The sequence below is a fragment of the Brevundimonas sp. genome, assembly GCF_035627055.1.
GTDB lineage: Bacteria > Pseudomonadota > Alphaproteobacteria > Caulobacterales > Caulobacteraceae > Brevundimonas.
The window spans coordinates 127,081-142,368 of record NZ_DASPMM010000015.1; the positions used below are offsets into that span (position 1 = coordinate 127,081).

The window sequence follows — 15,288 nt, forward strand, 5'->3', positions numbered from 1 at the left end:
GACCGCGCCGCCTCGACGACGGCCGTCCGGGCCCGCGGCTTTCGCGATCGTGCTCGCGCTGGACAACAGCCCGCCGGCATAGTCAGGAGAGTCATGGCCCATCATCGTCTGTTCGCCGCCGCCGCCGTCATCCTGGCCGTCGCCGCCCCGGCCGGCGCCGCTTCCGCCCACGCGCGGCTGGTGCGCTCAACTCCCGCGGCCGATGCGATCGTCGCCGCGCCGGGCGTGATCTCCCTGACCTTCAGCGACCGGATGGTCCCGGCCTTTTCGACCCTCGACCTGGTCGACGCGGCCGGGCGCGAGACGGCCGTTCGGGCCACCGTCAGCGAGGACGGCAAGACCCTGTCCGCCCGCCCGCTCCGGCCGCTTGCGGCGGGCGCCTGGACCGTCAATTGGCGGATCGCCACCCACGACGGCCACCGCATCACCGGCTCCTACGGCTTCACCGTCCGGTGAGATGACCGAGGTCCTGCTGATCGGGCTGCGTGTGATCCAGTACGCGGCGGCGGCCATGGTCCTCGGCGTCCCCGCCTTCATGCTTTACAGCCACGCCGCCATGGCCGGCGTCCGGCCCCGCTGGGCGGAAATCCTGACCCTGTCCGCTGCCGCCGTCCTGCTGGTCGCGACGCTCGCCGCCCTCGTCGCCCAGACCGCGGTCATGGCCGGGTCGATGGCCGAGGCGGTCAAGCCCGAAACCCTCGGCTTCGTGATCTCCGGGACCGGCCTCGGCGCCGCCTATGTCGTGCGGGCGGCCCTGGCCCTCCTCGCCCTGCTGCTGGCGTTGGCTCTCCGGGGCGACGTCCTGTGGCGGAGCCTGATCGTTCCGGCCGTGCTGATCGCCGCCTCCTTCGCCTGGACCGGGCACGGCGGAGCCACCGAGGGGGCGTGGCGCTGGCCCCATCTCGCCGCCGACATCGTCCACGCCTTGGCCGCCCTGATCTGGATCGGCGCCCTGGCCGCCTTCGTCGTCCTGGCGCGCCGACGGCACGGAGCGGACGGTTCCGCCGAAGCGCTCGCCGCCGCCCTCGTGGGCTTCGCCAACGTCGGCGCCGTCGCCGTGGCCGTCCTGGTCCTGTCCGGCCTGGTCAATGCCTGGGTGCTGGTGGGGCCGGACGGCCTGCAGGCGGCGCCGCGGACGCCGTGGGGCCTGTTGCTCGCGGCCAAGCTGGCGGCCTTCGCCGGCATGGTGACGCTGGCCGTCCTGCACCGTTACCGACTGGCGCCGCGCCTGTCGGCGGCGGGCGCTTCGGCCGCGCCGCATCTGGCCCGGCTCCGGCGCACCCTGGCCGTCGAGTTCGCCCTCGGGCTGATCGTCCTGGGCCTCGTCGCCGTGATGGGCCTGCTGCCGCCGCCCGCCGCCCTCTAGTCCGCCCGCGCGGCCCGCGAGGACCAGTGGATGTGCTGGATGCGCCAGCCGTCGGCGTGGCGGCGCAGCAGCATGGTCTCGGTGGTGATCTGGTCGACCGGCCGGCCGTTGAACGCGCCCGTGGTCCGGCCCTCGCTGGTGATCCACGCCACATCGCCCGAGACGTCGCCGGAGCGCCGGGTCACGGCGTCCTCGGTGGCGGCGGCGAAGGCGGCGTCGGCCTCCAGATGGTGCGAGGCGTATTCGGCCTTCGAGCGCTCGGCCCCGCCCGCCTCGAAGATCAGCGCGTCCTCGGCCAGCAGGGCCAGCGCCGCGTCCCGGTCGCCCGCCCGCAGGGCCGCGTGAAAGGCGTCCACCGCCGCCGCCGCCTCGCCCGCCGCCGGCGCGACCCGGGCGGGCGGCGCATCGTGCCCATGCTGAGCCAGCCCCGGACCAGCCGAGAGGGCGAGCAGGACGGCGGCGAGGGCGACAGAGGGGCGGGACATGGGGCTCTCCGAAGACGTCCGGCCACCCTAGCCGGATTGCCCGGCCTGTCAGCCCGTCGTCTGCGCGTCGGCCGCCGGCGCCCGCGTCCACTCCGGCGTCTGGTTCCGGAACCAGGTCAGCTGGCGCTTGGCGTAGTTGCGGGTCGCCTGCCGCGTCGCCTCGACCGCCGTCTCCAGCGTCGTCTCGCCGGCCAGATGCGCCGCGAACTCGCGCACCCCCACCGCCTTCATCGCCGGCAGGGCCGGGTCCAGCCCGCGCGCCACCAGCGCCCGCACCTCGTCCAGCGCCCCGTCCGCGACCATCCGCGCCACCCGCGCGTCGCAGCGGGCGTACAGCGCCGCCCGGTCCGGCTCGAGCACCAGCCCCGTCCACGACCCCGGCGCCAGCAGGGGCGTGGTCTCCGCCGTCCAGTCGCTCAGCGCCCGTCCGGTGTGTTCCGCCACCGCCCAGGCGCGCGTCAGCCGCTGCCGGTCCCCCGCCTCGATCCGCGCCGCCGCCGCCGTGTCGACCGCCGCCAGCCGCGCCCGGAACGCCGCCTCGCCGAGCCGGTCGTACAGCGCCCCCGCCGCCTCCCGCACCTCCAGCGGCACATCCGGAACATCCGCCAAGCCCTTGGTCAGGGCCGTGAAATACAGGCCCGTGCCACCCACCAGCAGGGCCGGCCGTCCCGCCGCCGCCAGGTCCTCCAGCACCGGCATGACGGCCCGGCTCCAGCGCCCGACCGACCAGGCCTCGGCCGCGTCGGCGACGCCGTACAGCCGGTGCTCGGCCCGCGCCTCCTCCCCGGTCGACGGCCGGGCGCTCAGCACCCGCAGGTCGGCGTACAGCTGCTGGCTGTCGGCGTTGACGATCGCCGCCCCGGTCCGCTCCGCCATCTCCAGCGCCAGCGCCGACTTGCCCGAGGCGGTCGGGCCGGCCAGCAGCGTCACGGCGGGTCGGGATGTGATCTGGGACAAATCGGCGCTCGCGGGGATGACCTATATCGGCGATAGAACGCCGGCCTCGCGCCCGGCAAGCCCGACGCACCACAGGAGTCCCCCGCCGTGTCCCATCCAACCCCCGATCGCGCCCAGGTTCTCGCCGCCCTCGACGCGGTGACCGATCCGAAGAGCGGGCAGGGGCTGGCTGCGGCGGGGCTGGTGCAGGGCCTGACCGTCGCCCCCGCCGCCGACGGCGTCCGGGCCGGCTTCGTCATGGAGGTCCCGCCCGGAGAGACCTCGACCTACGCCCCGGTCCGCGACGCCGCCGAGGCCGCGCTCAAGGCCCTGCCGGGCATGGCCCGCGTCTCCGTCGTCCTGACCGCCGAGGCGGTGCAGAAGCCGCGCCTCAGGACCGCCGGCCTGTCGCCCCAGGCCGTCCACCAGATCCGCCCCAACGCCCCGGTCCCGACCGAGCGCCCCGCCCACGTCCGCCGGGTCCTCGCCGTCGCCTCGGGCAAGGGCGGCGTCGGCAAGTCCACCGTCGCCGTCAACCTCGCCGCCGCCCTGGCGGCCCGCGGCCTGTCGGTCGGCGTGCTCGACGCCGACGTCTACGGCCCCTCGCTGCCGACCATGCTCGGCGTCTCCGGCAAGCCCGAATACCGCGACGGCATGATGGAGCCGCACGCGGCCCACGGCCTCAGGGTCATGTCCGTCGGCCTGCTGACCGAGAAGACCGACGCCATGGTCTGGCGCGGCCCCATGGCCTCCCAGGCCATCACCCAGATGCTGACCCAGACCCGCTGGGGCACGGAGGACCGGCCGCTCGACGTCCTCGTCGTCGATCTGCCGCCCGGCACCGGCGACGTCCAGCTGACCCTGATCCAGAAGACCCCGCTGGACGGCGCGGTGATCGTCTCGACCCCGCAGGAGGTGGCCCTCGCCGACGCCCGCCGCGCCCACGCCCTGTTCCGGAAGGTCAAGGTTCCGACCCTGGGGCTCATCGAGAACATGAGCGGCGACGTCTTCGGCCGCGGCGGAGCGGAGGCGGAGGCCGGACGCCTCGGCGTCCCCTTCCTCGGCGACCTCCCCCTCGACGCCGCCCTGCGCCAGGCGGGCGACGCCGGAACGCCGTTGGTCTCCTCCGAGCCGGACGGCGAGACCGCCCGCCGCTTCGCCGTCGTCGCCGCCCGCGTGGCGGACGTCCTCGGCGTCTAGCTCACAGCCTGCCGAACGAGACGCCCTTCCAGCCCCAGCCGCCCTCGGCCGCCGCCTTGTGCAGCGGCCCTTTGATCTCGCTGGTGTTGAAGCGGTAGCTGTAGACCTCGCCCCACGATCCGTCCTCGCGGAAGGCGTGGACGCTCTCGAAGCTCATCTCCCACGACTGGCCACGGAAGCCGGATGCGGCGAGGCTCAGCTCCGGCACGCCCGCCCGCCATTCCACCGACCATTCCTGGTCGGCCGAACGCACCACGCCGCGCGCCTCGTCGAATTTCATCAGCACCTTGAACACGCGCTGGATCCCCGCCTTGGCGAAGATCTCGTACCACTGCGCATCGACGATCTTCCATTCGGCGACCAGGTCGACGCCCTCCGCCTTGCCGTCGCGAACGACGAAGGGCGCGGTCTCCCGGTTCAGCCCCAGCAGCCGCTTGCGCAGCGCCGCCGCGGACTCGCGCGGCACGCCCGCGGGCGCCGCCCGCGTGCCGGTCAGCCAGCTCAGAACGCCCATCTCAAGTCCCCCGACCCCGCCCGGTCCTCCGGGCGCCGCGACCTTCGCACACCCGGACCCCGGTCACCACCAGTCGTCTTCGGCGAAGTCCCGGTCGACGGCCCGCAGGCACATGTCCGCCGCCGCCGCCAACTGGCCCGGCGTCAGCGAGTCGTAGAAGGCGTAGGAGCTGCCGATCGCCTGCCGGCTCTCCACATCGCCCAGGGCCGCCGCCGCCTTGCGCCCATAGGCGGCGTAGCCCGCCAGCACCGCGGCCCGGTCGCCCGTCGCCCGTCCCTCGAGCATGGCGTTGCTCATCGTGCCGAGAATGGTCGTGCAGACGACCAGCGTCGGGCGGTCGGGCGGCGTGTCCCCGTCGGCCGCGACGACAGGTCCGGCCGGCGCGGCCGGCGGTTCCTGCGCCGCGCAGGCCGCGGCCGTCAGCGTCAGGGCCGCCGCGACGGCCAGCCCGGGGCGGATCACGCCGGCTCCACCACCACCGCCGTGCCATAGGCCAGCACCTCGGTGACGCCCTCCATGATCTCATTCGCCTCGTAGCGCATGCCGATCACCGCATTGGCGCCCATCCCCTGGGCGTGGGCGACCAGCTCCTCATAGGCCTCGGCCCGCGACGCTTCGGCCAGCTTCACATAGGCCCCGACACGCCCGCCCAGCATCGACTGCAGCCCGCCGATGGCGTCCGAGATGACGTTGCGCGACCGCACCGTGATCCCCCGCACCAGTCCCAGCGTCTTCACCACCCGGTATCCGGGCGCGTCGTTGGTGGTCACGATCAGCATGGCGGAAGCTCCTGTTCAGCGCCGCTCCAGCACCCGGAAGACGAAATCGTGGTCGTCCTTCTCGCCGGCCGGAACCGCCTCCGACGATACCTCGACCCAGGCCGCTTCGTCGAACGCCGGGAACACCGCGTCGCCCTCCGGCTCCGCCGCGACCTCGGTCAGGTACAGCCGCTTCGCCCGCGGCAGCGCCGTCGCGAACAGCGCCGTTCCGCCGATGACGCAGACCTCGTCGACGCCGTCGTCCATGGCCTGCTCGCGTGCGATCTCCACCGCCTCGTCCAGCGTGGTGCAGACCACCGCGCCTTTCGCCTCGAACGACTCGTCCTTCGACAGCACCAGGTTCAGCCGGCCGGGCAGGGGCTTCAGCGGCAGGCTCTGCCACGTCCGCCGCCCCATGATGCAGGGCTTGCCCATGGTCACCGCCTTGAACCGCTGCAGGTCCGAGCGAAGCCGCCACGGCAGGCCGCCGTCACGGCCGATGACGCCGTTGCGGGCCCGCGCGACGACGAGGGCGAGATGGGGCAGGGGCATGGTCTAGCCCGCCGGATCGAAATGGATTTCGACGTCGCCGCGCTCGCCCGGCCGCGGCTCGATGATCAGCAGCGAGGCGGGGGCCCAGCCCTCGACCTGCTCCAGCCGCGTCCACAGCGCCGGGCCCGATTCATTGACCTGCAGTTCGCGCACCGTCCCGGTCCATTCCGGCTCCTCGGCCCCGACCGCCGCCCGCGCCGCCGCCGCCATGGCCCCGTCGTCGCCGGTCCAGCCCTCGGCCATCAGCCCGCATACATGCTCGTTGCGGAACGGCTGCGCATAGTCGGCGTCGGACAGGTCCGTCACCATGCCGCCCCCCGCCGGCCCGCCCGAGACGCAGTGTTCGAGCGTGGCTCGGACCACCGTCGTCAGATCCGGCGCCTGCTGCGGCGCCGCGACCAGGGCGAGCGTGGCGAAAAGCGGCGCGATCATGAGGTCTTCTCCAGCCAGTGCAGCCATTTCCGCTGCATCGCCGCCTCGATGTCCACCCCCGCGCCCTGACAATAGATGAGCAGCATACCCAGCACGTCCGCCGCCTCGTCGCCCAGCTTGTCCGCATCCGCCGCGCCCCGGGCCCGCCCGCTCATCCGCAGGTGCTCGGCGGTCAGCTCGCCCAGTTCCTCCTGCACCTTCAGCAGCGCCCAGTCCCCCGACCGGTCGATGCCGTGTTCACGGGCATAGATGTCGGAGATGCGCAGGACGTCGGCGGTGAGGTCGGAGAGATTCATGACGGCGCTTCTACAGACTCGACGCCGCCCCTGTCTCCTCCCCGTCGCGCAGCGATGGGGAGGGGGACCGCGAAGCGGTGGAGGGGTGAAGGAGGATCGTATGCGCTCCGGCGACGGAACCGCGCGCATCGTCGTGGTCTTGCGTCGGGGGCGCCGCTCGACCCCTCCACCATCCTGCGCCTGCGGCTCCGGATGGTCCCCCTCCCATCGCTTCGCGGCGGGGAGGAGACGGTCGGGTCAGACCGCCACCGGCGCCTTGATGTGCGGCCAGGGCTCGTAGCCCTCAAGCACGAAGTCCTCGACCCGATACGCGAACAGGTCGTCCTTCGGCGCGATGGTCATCGCCGGCAGCGGCAGCGGCTCGCGCGCCAGCTGCGTCTCCGCCTGCTCGACGTGGTTCAGATACAGGTGCGCGTCGCCGAAGGTGTGCACGAACTCGCCGGGCTCCAGCCCGACCACCTGCGCCACCATCATGGTCAGCAGCGCATACGACGCGATGTTGAACGGCACCCCCAGGAAGACGTCCGCCGACCGCTGATACAGCTGGCAACTCAGCTTCCCCTCGGCGACGAAGAACTGGAACAGGCAGTGGCAAGGCGGCAGGGCCATGTCGTCCACATCCGCCGGGTTCCACGCCGACACGATGTGCCGGCGCCCGTTCGGATTGGTCTTCAGCCCGTGGATCAGCTTCTCGATCTGGTCGATGACCCGTCCGTCCGGCGCGGCCCACGACCGCCACTGCTTGCCGTAGACCGGCCCCAGCTCGCCCTCGGCGTTGGCCCATTCGTCCCAGATGCTGACCCCGTTCTCCTTCAGCCAGCCGATATTGGTCTCGCCGCGCAGGAACCACAGCAGCTCGACGATGATCGAGCGCAGGTGCAGCTTCTTGGTGGTCAGGACCGGAAAGCCCTTCGACAGGTCGAAGCGCATCTGCCGCCCGAACACGCCCAGCGTCCCGGTCCCCGTCCGGTCGTCGCGCCGCGCCCCGTTGTCGAGGATGTCGCGCAGCAGGTTGAGATACTGCCACTCGGGATGATCGGCCGCGACGGCCCCGGTGCGGGCCTGCAGCTCTGCGAGGGTGGCGACGGCGTTCATGGCGGGAAGGATGCCGCTGATTCGCAGGCCGCGGCAGCCTCCGGCCGGTCTTGCCCACAGCTCAACGCATTCCGTCCCCCGTTCACCTCCCCATCGGCGAAGGCGGATGGGGAGGACAGGTCGATGCGAAGCAGCGACCAGGAGGGGGCGGCGCGGTGCGGGGGGATTGGCGCCGTACTCTCTTGCGGCCCCGCCTGATCGCTTCGCGATCGGTCCTTCCCCATTCGCCTTCGCGAATGGGGAGGTAACGCAATTGCTGCGCTGCAAATCCGGCCTCAGCCTCCATAATCCGCAGAGCTAATCCGCTGTTTCCGCTAAGCATCCCCTCCGCGCCAGCGTCCTGAACCCGCCGCAGGAAGCGGCGGGCCCATAATGCGCGGATCGCCGCCGGTCTTTGACAACCAGACCCCCGAGCGCCGTCCCAGGCGCATCGTTTCACCGGACGGTCCGGACGCTATGCACTCTACGGACGCATCGGACTCTACGGACGCTTCGCACTGCATTTTTGCATTTCATCCGGGTAAAACCCGATCCGCCGGTCGTCGCCGGGGGCGGCTCAGCCCCGGAACCCGTCCGCCTCCAGGAAGGCCTTTTCCTCCGCCGTCGTCTCCCGCCCCAGCGCCCGGTTCCGGTGCGGAAACCGCCCGAAGCGTTCGATGACGGCGTGGTGGTGCTCGGCCCAGCGGTCGTCCGCCGGCCGCTCCATGGTCTGGAACAGGGCCAGCTGCCGGTCCTGCAGCGCCCGGTCCTCGGCGTGCTGCAGCGGCAGGTAGAAGAACCGCCGCAGGTCGTTCTCCACCGCCTTGTCGAACCCCGCGTCCAGCGCCGTCGCCGCGAACATCCGCGCCAGTGGATCGGTGGCGAAGGCGTGGGCCGTGCCCCGGAAACAGTTCCTCGGAAACTGGTCCAGCAGGATCAGCAGGGCCAGCACCCCCTCCGGCGTCTCCGCCCAGGAATCCAGCTCGCGCCGCGCCGCCGAGTAATGCGCGGCCTCGAACCGTTCGCGGAAGCGCGCGTCGAAGGCCTCGTCCTTGGCGAACCACATCTTCGGGCCCGCCTCTTTCCAGAAGGCGACCACGTCGGAAGGCGCTATGTCTGTGCTCATGACCGAACACCTAAGCACGCCCTTGCCCGTCTTCCATGACCGAGACTGCGATCTGTCGATCATCCGCGGCAGGCGCGTCGCCGTCATCGGCTACGGCAGCCAGGGCCGCACCCATGCGCTGAACCTGCGCGACTCCGGCGTCGCCGACATCGTCGTCGGCCTCAAGGCCGCCTCCGCCACCCGCGTGAAGGCCCAGGCCGACGGCTTCCCCGTCCTCACCGCCGGCGAGGCCGCGGCCGGCGCAGACGTCGTCGCAGTCATGGTCTCGGACGAGGCTCACCGCGACCTGTGGCGCGACGAGCTGGCTCCGGCCATGCAGCCCGGCGCCGCCCTGGTCTTCGCCCACGGCCTGTCGGTCCGCTTCGGCCTGGTGCAGCCGCGCTCCGACCTCGACGTCATCCTCGCCTCGCCCAAGGGCATCGGGCCGCGCATCCGCGACCTCTATGTCGAGGGGGAGGGTGTGTTCGCCCTGTTCGGCGTGCATCAGGACGCCAGCGGCGAGGCCCACGCTCTGGGCCTGTCGTACGCGGCGGCGCTCGGTTGCGGCCGCAAGGGCATCCTCGAGACCACCTTCGCCGCCGAATGCGAATCGGACCTGTTCGGCGAGCAGGTCGTCCTCTGCGGCGGGGTCGGCGAGCTGATCGACGCCGCCTTCAGCAAGCTGGTCGCGGCCGGCTACCCGCCCGAGGTGGCGTGGTTCGAATGCTTCTACGAGGTCAAGCTGGTCACCGACCTGATGTTCTCCATGGGCATCGCCGGCGCCTTCGGCCGCATCTCCAACACGGCGGAATACGGCGCCTATCTGACCGGTCCCCGCGTCATCGGCCAAGCCTCCAGGGCCGCCATGGACGAGGTGCTGGCCGAGGTCCGCTCCGGCGCCTTCGTCAAACAGCTCATGGCCGACTACGACGCCGGCTCCCCCGACCTGCTGGCCCGCCGCAAGGCTCTCGGCCGGCGCCCCATCGAGGCGGTCGGGGCCCATCTCCAACAGGTCGCCCGCCGCGCATCCGAAGGTTGAACCTTGACCGTGGTTTGCTAGCTTCCGCCCCCTGTTTTGTCAGTGGGGTGCCATGTCCAGATCCATCGCCGTCTTCGCCGCCGCCGCCGCCGTTGTCGCGGCGGCCTCGCCCGGGCTCGCCCAGTCCATCGAACGCTCCACCACGCGCTCTGAGACCACCACCACCCAGGACGGCGACACCACCCGCAGCGTGACCCGCAGCACCACCGTCGGCGGATCGATCTCGGTCGACGCCGACGCCGCGATCGGCGCGCTGGTCGGGGCGCTGGAAGACCGCGCCGACCCTGAGTCGCGGGCGCTCCGCCGCCGTGCCGAGCGGATCCGGGCCGAGGACGCATTTGGCGTCTGGGTCGCCGACGACGGCGGCCGAGATGTCGGCGACTGCCGCCTGACCTTCCGCGACCGCGCCTTCCTCGGCGTGCGTGGCGTCGGCGCCGAAGGCTGCCCGGCGCGTCTGGCCCGGATCAGCAATTGGCGGGTCGAGAACGGCGAGGCCCTGCTGTTCCGCGGCGCCGGCGACCAGGACCCGATGCGGCTGATGATGGTCGAGGGCCGGCTGATCGGCGACGGCCTGACCCTCGCCCGCGAAGGCGACGCCGGCCCCGGCCCGACGGCCGGCGACCTTGATCGTCGCGATGACCGCGGCGGCTGGAGCGCCCGCCTCTCCGCCGAAGACTATTCCGGCGCCTGGAAGCACATCGAGACCACCAACACCGGCCACCGCCGCGAATGCACCCTGCGCCTGACCACCAATCCGTCCTTCGGCGCGCTCGGGGCCTCGGCCAGCGGCTGCTTCGGCGACCTGATGTTCGTGTCGACCTGGCGTCTCGAGGACGGCCGGGTGGCGCTCTACAAGGCCGGCGGCGCGACGGTGGCCATCCTGCGCGGCGGCCCCTCGCGTCTCAGCGGCCGCACGGAGGAGGGCGCCGAGGTCGTGCTGTATCGTTGATCCGGGCCAGCGGCGGGGCGGACCATCGTCTCGCCGCCATCGCTTCAGGGTCTCGGGAAATGAATGGTCGGAGTGGCAGGATTCGAACCTGCGACCCCTGCGTCCCGAACGCAGTGCTCTACCAGACTGAGCCACACTCCGACTTGAGGAGCGGGCTTATAGCGACGGGGTTTGCCCCCCGCAAGCGGGGAAACGCCCCGCTGCGAAATAGTCTGGAATCCGCGTCTTGCATCGCCCGCGGCCTTGTCGTATCTCGCACGCCTCCCGGCGCTCCGCCCCGGGGAACGCCGGACCTGCTGGGGAATGGTGTAATGGTAACACTCCGGTTTTTGGTACCGTCATTCTAGGTTCGAGTCCTAGTTCCCCAGCCATCCGCCTTTCCTGACAGCACAGCCAACGGCCCTGCGGAACGCGCCTCAGTGCGCCTGCAGCGATTCCAGCGGCAGGCGGATGCGGACGCCGACGCCGGCGTCTGGCGCGGTCTCGATGGTCATTGAGCCGCCCAGGTGCTCGACCAGGCCCTTGACCAACGCCAGGCCCTCTCCGGGCTCCAGGGTTTCGGCTCCGATCCCCGAATCGCGCACCACGAGGCTGACGCCGCCCACCGCGCGCGAGAACGCCACCGCGATCGAGCCGCGCCGCCCGTCGGGGAAGGCGTGACGGCAGGCGTTTGAAATCAGCTCGTGGGTGATGATGGCGAGCGGCAGCAGGTGGCTGTCAGGCAGCAGGGCCGACTGGCCGCGCACGTCCAGCCGAACCGGCCGCCCCTCGCAGGCCCGGGTCCAGAAGGCCGCCACATCCTCAAGGTAGCCGCCGAAGTCGAGCGGACCCTCGACCGTCATCCGCCGGCTGATCAACTCCATCGCCGCAGTGACGTCGCTGAGCCAGGTCAGGTGGCGCACGCTCTCGGGGTCGGTGACGCAGCGCAGGCGGATGCCGACCAGCGTCTGCAGCAGCTGGTAGCCCCCCAGCAACCGGCGTTGCAATTCGACGATGCCGTCCCCGGCGACCGTGGCCATCATTCCCCCAGACACTGAAAAGCCCCGGCTTTTTCTACTCCACACAGAACCAAATAGCCAATCAGGCGTTTGTCCGTCCGCTATCGGACACAGCGCTGGTAAACGGGTCTGGTTAGCGTTCGGGGGAACCATCGTGTCCGAGCCGCCCGACCTGCGGGTCATCATCGTGGAAGACCAGGCTCTCCTGGCCATGGAACTGGAGCTGGTGCTGGGCGAATCCGGCTGCGACGTCGTCGGTTGCGCTATGGATCAGGCGAGCGCCTTCACCATCGCCGACCGCGAACGTCCCGATCTGGCCCTGATCGACATTAACCTTCTGGACGGCATGACGGGCCCGCGGATCGCCCAGCGGCTGGTCAGCGACTACGGAACCGCCGTCGTCTTCCTGACCGCCAACCCCGAACAAATCCCGGAGGGGTTCGCCGGGGCGCTCGGCGCGGTGTCCAAGCCCTTCGACGAACACACCATCCGCGCTGTCGTCGATTTCGCCCGCCAGTTCATTCACCACCGCACCATCGGCGATCCGCCCCGTCGCTTCCGCCTGGCGCCTTGGCTCACCACCCCGCCGGAGGACATCGCGCCGCACTGACCGGAGCCAGCGCGGCGCGAGGACCGGTCAGTCGATCTTCAGCCTCATGAAGACCATCCCGCCGTCCGGATCGCCGCCGTAAGCGGCCTCCAGCGCAGCGGGGACGCGATTGAGGCTGTAAAGCGCGCCGACGCCGAAGCGGACATTGTCCCTCAACCGCCAGTCGTGCACCGCGCCGACGGAGGCCTTGGACACGGTGTGGAGCTCGCCGTGGCCGCCTCCGGGACCCGGCAGCAGCTCGTCCGTCTCGATCCGCTCCGCCCGGGCGAACAGGGTCCACCGGTCGTCAGGACTGACCGCCGTCTCGAGCAGCCAGGCGTCCTTTGATTCGTCGTGGTCATTGGTCTTGCGGCCCCAGGCCAGGGTCGATGACCACCAGCCGCCAAGACCCAGCCTGCGGGTGTGGATCGCGCTCGCCGACCATTTGGTTTCATCCTCGTCCGGCTCCAGTTGTTCCGGCGCGGTCACGTCCGCGTACGAGGCCTGCAGCGACCATTCGGGCGAGGGGTTCCACGACGCTCGCACAGCCCAGCTGTCCAGTTCGGGGCTCTCGATGTCGTAACGGTTCTCATCCGGCTCGCGGCCGCGGAACGACGACGCCTCCAGCTTGAAGCCGTCGTGAGCCCAGCCCAGCGTCGCCACCCCGAAGACGATGTGGGTCGAGTCGAGCCAGTGATGGGTGATCGGCGCCTCGGGGCTGTCCATGGCGCTCATGCGGTGCATGAAGGCGGGCGGTCCGAAGGCCGGTTCCCCCGGAAGGCCGATGTAGGCGAAGACGCTGTCCGTGTCGCTCAGCCGCCGCGCGTAACTGGCTGACAGCTCCATCACCAGGTCGTGCGGATGTTGGCGGTCCACCAAGGGCGTTGCGCCGTCCGCTGTCTCGCCGGCCGCGAGCAGAAGCGGGAAGCCAGTCTTGCCCATCAACGGCTCGGGACTGAGCATGGCCCGCAGGTTGAGCGTCGAGCCGTCGGACAAGTCGCGCCGGGCCGATCCCATGATCATGCCGTCGACGAAGGTCTTGTCGTCGCCGCGCAAGCCGTTCTGCCGGTCGTGAACCAGGGTGAACTGGGCGTGGCCCATGAGGGACCAGTCGCCGCGCGTCGCGTGAACGCCGCCATGCTCCGACAGGTCGGGCTGCCAGCTTGTGCCGGAGGCGTCCCGGGTCATCGGCCAGTGGCCGAGGGCGCTCGTCGGCCTCCGCTGGACAATATCGTCCAGCATGTCGTCGCCGTCGGACATGGCCATGCTGGACATGTCGTGGCCGGCATGGGGATCAGCGGGCGGCGGGGTGGACGGCGGCGTCTGCGGCTGGGCGGTCGCCGGCGTCCGGGCCGGCGGGGCGGGGTGATGTGAATGATCCTGCGCCGCCGCCGGGAGGGCGAGGGCGAGCAGGGATGCGCCGACGAAGGGCGCGAAGGAGCGGGCAGCCATCATGGCCTCCTGAACTAGCTGAAATCTCGCGCGGCGGTCGCCGCGCAGGTTGGCTTTCAGAGGAGGTCGGCGCGGGGCGGATGCGGTTCAGGGGCTGGTTGTTCGCCGCAAAGGAGAGTGACGGCCGGCGCGGCCGGCGCGGGCTGTGGCGACCTCAGACGGGCGCGGTCCGGGATTGGCAGCGCCGGCGCGGCCACGCAGGCGACACAACAGTCGAGACCCGTCATCGCCGTGTCCGACGCCGGCGACGGAGTCTCGGCCCCGCCGTGAGCCATCGCCGTCTCATGGCAGGGCGGGGTCGATGAGGTGTCGGCCCACGCGCTCGCCGGAACAGCGCCGGTCATCAGCACCGCCAGGGCGCCGAACAGCATCATCAAGGCGTGGAGCGCGCGCATCCCGTCCAACTAGGCGCTGGGGTCCGTGGCTTCAAGCCAGACCGCCGGTCAGGTCGAGTCCCGGCGCCCCGGGCGGCGCGCCTTCAGGTGCAAGATCGAGCTGCATCAGGGTCACGTCCAGCCACCGCTCGAATTTCCACCCCACCTGCCGGTAAACGCCGGCCTCCCGGAAGCCGAGCGACCGGTGCAGGGCGATGGAGGCGGCGCTGGTGTCGCTGTCGCTGATCGCGCCGATCACGTGGCGCAGCCCCATCGCGCGCACGCGCCCGATCAGGGCGTCGAGCAGGGTGCGGCCGACGCCGTGGCCGCGCGCCGCCTCCTCGATGTACACCGATCCCTCGACCCCGTACCGGTAGGCCGGCCGCGGCCGGAACGGCGAGGCATAGGCGTAGCCGGCGAAGGCGCCGTCCAGTTCGGCGGTCAGCCAGGGCAGGTTGTGCCGCTTCACGGCGGCGAAGCGGCGCGCCATCTCCTGCGGCCCCGGAGGCTCAAGTTCGAAGGTCGCGGTGCCCCTCAGCACCTCCCGCCCGTAAAGGGCGGCTACGCGGGGAAGGTCCGTCTCGGCGGCGTCGCGGATCGTGAGGGTCATCTGGTCAGTCCCTGCTTGCCCCGGCCTCAGCTGCCGTCAGTGGATTCGTCCGCGACCTGTGATACTCTGGCGGCTGAATTCGGGGGAGACCAGAGACATGAAATCGAACCTTGCTGCGGCCCTCGCCGGCGCAGTCCTGGCCGCGCTCGCGCCGGCCGTCGCCGCCGCCCAGGTCAAGCCGAACAAGTCCACCTCCGCGACGGTCGACATTCAGGTCTGCAACGAGAGCGGTCGCAACGGCACGGTCGCCATCTCCTATGTCGAGGTCGGCTCAGGCCAGTTCATCAACCGCGGCTGGTTCGAGGTCGCCAACGGAACCTGCCAGGCGATCGTCAGCACCGACAACGCCAACTTCTACATGTACGGCGACACGCTCGACGGTTCGGGCCGGACATGGTCGGGCAACCACCCGCTGTGTGTTCAGTATCCGGGCCCCTACACCTTCTGGTCCGATGGGAGCGACTCCTGCCCCGTCGACTACGAAATCCGCAATTTCGTGGCCATGCACGCCGATGATGTCGGCGCCTATACCTGGACCCTGAATCCGTAGCGGGGCAGA

21 protein-coding genes and 2 tRNA genes are annotated in these 15,288 nt (G+C 71.2%); 8 read left to right on the forward strand and 15 right to left on the reverse strand.

Annotated elements, in window-relative coordinates:
* Nucleotides 1–93 precede the first annotated feature (93 nt).
* Both copC and copD read left to right on the forward strand, forming a co-directional pair.
* Nucleotides 94–456 carry a copper homeostasis periplasmic binding protein CopC gene (gene copC / locus VEA98_RS07345; RefSeq protein ID WP_324812392.1) on the forward strand — a complete coding sequence of 121 codons (363 nt, stop codon included), beginning with the start codon at nt 94–96 and terminating at the stop codon, nt 454–456.
* Between the two features lies 1 nt (nt 457).
* Nucleotides 458–1,366 carry a copper homeostasis membrane protein CopD gene (gene copD / locus VEA98_RS07350; protein WP_324812394.1) on the forward strand — a complete coding sequence of 303 codons (909 nt, stop codon included), beginning with the start codon at nt 458–460 and terminating at the stop codon, nt 1,364–1,366.
* On the opposite strand, the gene VEA98_RS07355 is transcribed toward copD, so the two are convergent.
* Nucleotides 1,363–1,851 carry a nuclear transport factor 2 family protein gene (locus VEA98_RS07355; protein ID WP_324812396.1) on the reverse strand — a complete coding sequence of 163 codons (489 nt, stop codon included), beginning with the start codon at nt 1,849–1,851 and terminating at the stop codon, nt 1,363–1,365. The two genes, copD and VEA98_RS07355, sit on opposite strands and share 4 nt — an antisense overlap.
* A 48-nt stretch (nt 1,852–1,899) precedes the next feature.
* The gene (gene miaA, locus VEA98_RS07360) at nt 1,900–2,781 is read right to left on the reverse strand and encodes a tRNA (adenosine(37)-N6)-dimethylallyltransferase MiaA (protein ID WP_324812398.1); all 882 of its coding nucleotides are present in this window, start codon (nt 2,779–2,781) and stop codon (nt 1,900–1,902) included.
* A 114-nt stretch (nt 2,782–2,895) separates the two neighbouring features.
* On the opposite strand from miaA, the gene VEA98_RS07365 reads away from it, so the two are divergent.
* The gene (locus VEA98_RS07365) at nt 2,896–3,987 is read left to right on the forward strand and encodes an Mrp/NBP35 family ATP-binding protein (protein ID WP_324812400.1); all 1,092 of its coding nucleotides are present in this window, start codon (nt 2,896–2,898) and stop codon (nt 3,985–3,987) included.
* A 1-nt stretch (nt 3,988) separates the two neighbouring features.
* Here the strand turns inward: VEA98_RS07365 and VEA98_RS07370 are convergent, their stop codons facing one another.
* The 8 genes from VEA98_RS07370 to VEA98_RS07405 all read right to left on the reverse strand — a co-directional run bounded on the left by VEA98_RS07370 (nt 3,989) and on the right by VEA98_RS07405 (nt 8,739).
* On the reverse strand, nt 3,989–4,501 hold the full coding sequence (locus VEA98_RS07370; protein ID WP_324812402.1) for a hypothetical protein: 513 nt from the start codon (nt 4,499–4,501) through the stop codon (nt 3,989–3,991).
* A gap of 63 nt (nt 4,502–4,564) precedes the next feature.
* Entirely contained in the window at nt 4,565–4,963 is a 399-nt protein-coding gene (locus VEA98_RS07375) for a hypothetical protein (protein WP_324812404.1), read from the reverse strand.
* Nucleotides 4,960–5,280, reverse strand: a complete 321-nt coding sequence (locus VEA98_RS07380) for a YbjQ family protein (protein ID WP_324812406.1) — start codon at nt 5,278–5,280, stop codon at nt 4,960–4,962. The genes VEA98_RS07375 and VEA98_RS07380 overlap by 4 nt, the downstream gene beginning before the upstream one ends.
* Nucleotides 5,281–5,295: 15 nt before the next feature.
* Nucleotides 5,296–5,811 carry a dihydrofolate reductase gene (locus VEA98_RS07385; RefSeq protein WP_324812408.1) on the reverse strand — a complete coding sequence of 172 codons (516 nt, stop codon included), beginning with the start codon at nt 5,809–5,811 and terminating at the stop codon, nt 5,296–5,298.
* Nucleotides 5,812–5,814: 3 nt separating this feature from the next.
* The gene (locus VEA98_RS07390; protein WP_324812410.1) at nt 5,815–6,243 is read right to left on the reverse strand and encodes a hypothetical protein; all 429 of its coding nucleotides are present in this window, start codon (nt 6,241–6,243) and stop codon (nt 5,815–5,817) included.
* Nucleotides 6,240–6,539: a phosphoribosyl-ATP pyrophosphohydrolase gene (locus VEA98_RS07395; RefSeq protein ID WP_324812412.1), complete on the reverse strand. Its 300-nt coding sequence runs from the start codon at nt 6,537–6,539 to the stop codon at nt 6,240–6,242. The genes VEA98_RS07390 and VEA98_RS07395 overlap by 4 nt, the downstream gene beginning before the upstream one ends.
* A 237-nt stretch (nt 6,540–6,776) precedes the next feature.
* Nucleotides 6,777–7,634 carry a thymidylate synthase gene (locus tag VEA98_RS07400; protein ID WP_324812415.1) on the reverse strand — a complete coding sequence of 286 codons (858 nt, stop codon included), beginning with the start codon at nt 7,632–7,634 and terminating at the stop codon, nt 6,777–6,779.
* 556 nt (nt 7,635–8,190) lie between these two features.
* A complete protein-coding gene (locus VEA98_RS07405) occupies nt 8,191–8,739 on the reverse strand; it encodes a DUF924 family protein (RefSeq protein ID WP_324812417.1) in 549 nt (182 codons plus the stop codon).
* Between VEA98_RS07405 and ilvC the strand changes: the two genes are divergently transcribed.
* Complete coding sequence (gene ilvC / locus VEA98_RS07410; protein ID WP_324812420.1) at nt 8,738–9,757, forward strand: ketol-acid reductoisomerase; 1,020 nt, start codon at nt 8,738–8,740, stop codon at nt 9,755–9,757. The genes VEA98_RS07405 and ilvC overlap by 2 nt on opposite strands.
* Before the next feature lie 52 nt (nt 9,758–9,809).
* Nucleotides 9,810–10,706: an AprI/Inh family metalloprotease inhibitor gene (locus VEA98_RS07415; RefSeq protein ID WP_324812422.1), complete on the forward strand. Its 897-nt coding sequence runs from the start codon at nt 9,810–9,812 to the stop codon at nt 10,704–10,706.
* 64 nt (nt 10,707–10,770) lie between these two features.
* On the opposite strand, the gene VEA98_RS07420 is transcribed toward VEA98_RS07415, so the two are convergent.
* A tRNA-Pro gene (locus VEA98_RS07420) sits at nt 10,771–10,847 on the reverse strand.
* A 156-nt stretch (nt 10,848–11,003) separates the two neighbouring features.
* Here VEA98_RS07420 and VEA98_RS07425 point away from each other — a divergent pair.
* Nucleotides 11,004–11,077, forward strand: a tRNA-Gln gene (locus VEA98_RS07425).
* A 45-nt stretch (nt 11,078–11,122) separates the two neighbouring features.
* Here VEA98_RS07425 and VEA98_RS07430 read toward each other — a convergent pair.
* Nucleotides 11,123–11,728, reverse strand: a complete 606-nt coding sequence (locus VEA98_RS07430) for a sensor histidine kinase (protein WP_324812425.1) — start codon at nt 11,726–11,728, stop codon at nt 11,123–11,125.
* Between the two features lie 130 nt (nt 11,729–11,858).
* On the opposite strand from VEA98_RS07430, the gene VEA98_RS07435 reads away from it, so the two are divergent.
* The gene (locus tag VEA98_RS07435; protein ID WP_324812428.1) at nt 11,859–12,314 is read left to right on the forward strand and encodes a response regulator; all 456 of its coding nucleotides are present in this window, start codon (nt 11,859–11,861) and stop codon (nt 12,312–12,314) included.
* A 27-nt stretch (nt 12,315–12,341) separates the two neighbouring features.
* Here VEA98_RS07435 and VEA98_RS07440 read toward each other — a convergent pair whose 3' ends face one another.
* From VEA98_RS07440 to VEA98_RS07450, 3 genes are read right to left on the reverse strand one after another with little or no spacing between them, the layout of a single operon-like run.
* Nucleotides 12,342–13,745, reverse strand: coding sequence for a hypothetical protein (locus VEA98_RS07440; RefSeq protein WP_324812431.1), 1,404 nt, complete (start codon nt 13,743–13,745; stop codon nt 12,342–12,344).
* 56 nt (nt 13,746–13,801) lie between these two features.
* Nucleotides 13,802–14,140, reverse strand: coding sequence for a hypothetical protein (locus tag VEA98_RS07445; protein WP_324812432.1), 339 nt, complete (start codon nt 14,138–14,140; stop codon nt 13,802–13,804).
* Between the two features lie 31 nt (nt 14,141–14,171).
* Nucleotides 14,172–14,729 carry a GNAT family N-acetyltransferase gene (locus tag VEA98_RS07450; protein ID WP_324812436.1) on the reverse strand — a complete coding sequence of 186 codons (558 nt, stop codon included), beginning with the start codon at nt 14,727–14,729 and terminating at the stop codon, nt 14,172–14,174.
* Between the two features lie 97 nt (nt 14,730–14,826).
* Here VEA98_RS07450 and VEA98_RS07455 point away from each other — a divergent pair, with 97 nt between their 5' ends.
* The gene (locus VEA98_RS07455; protein WP_324812438.1) at nt 14,827–15,279 is read left to right on the forward strand and encodes a DUF1036 domain-containing protein; all 453 of its coding nucleotides are present in this window, start codon (nt 14,827–14,829) and stop codon (nt 15,277–15,279) included.
* Nucleotides 15,280–15,288 lie beyond the last annotated feature (9 nt).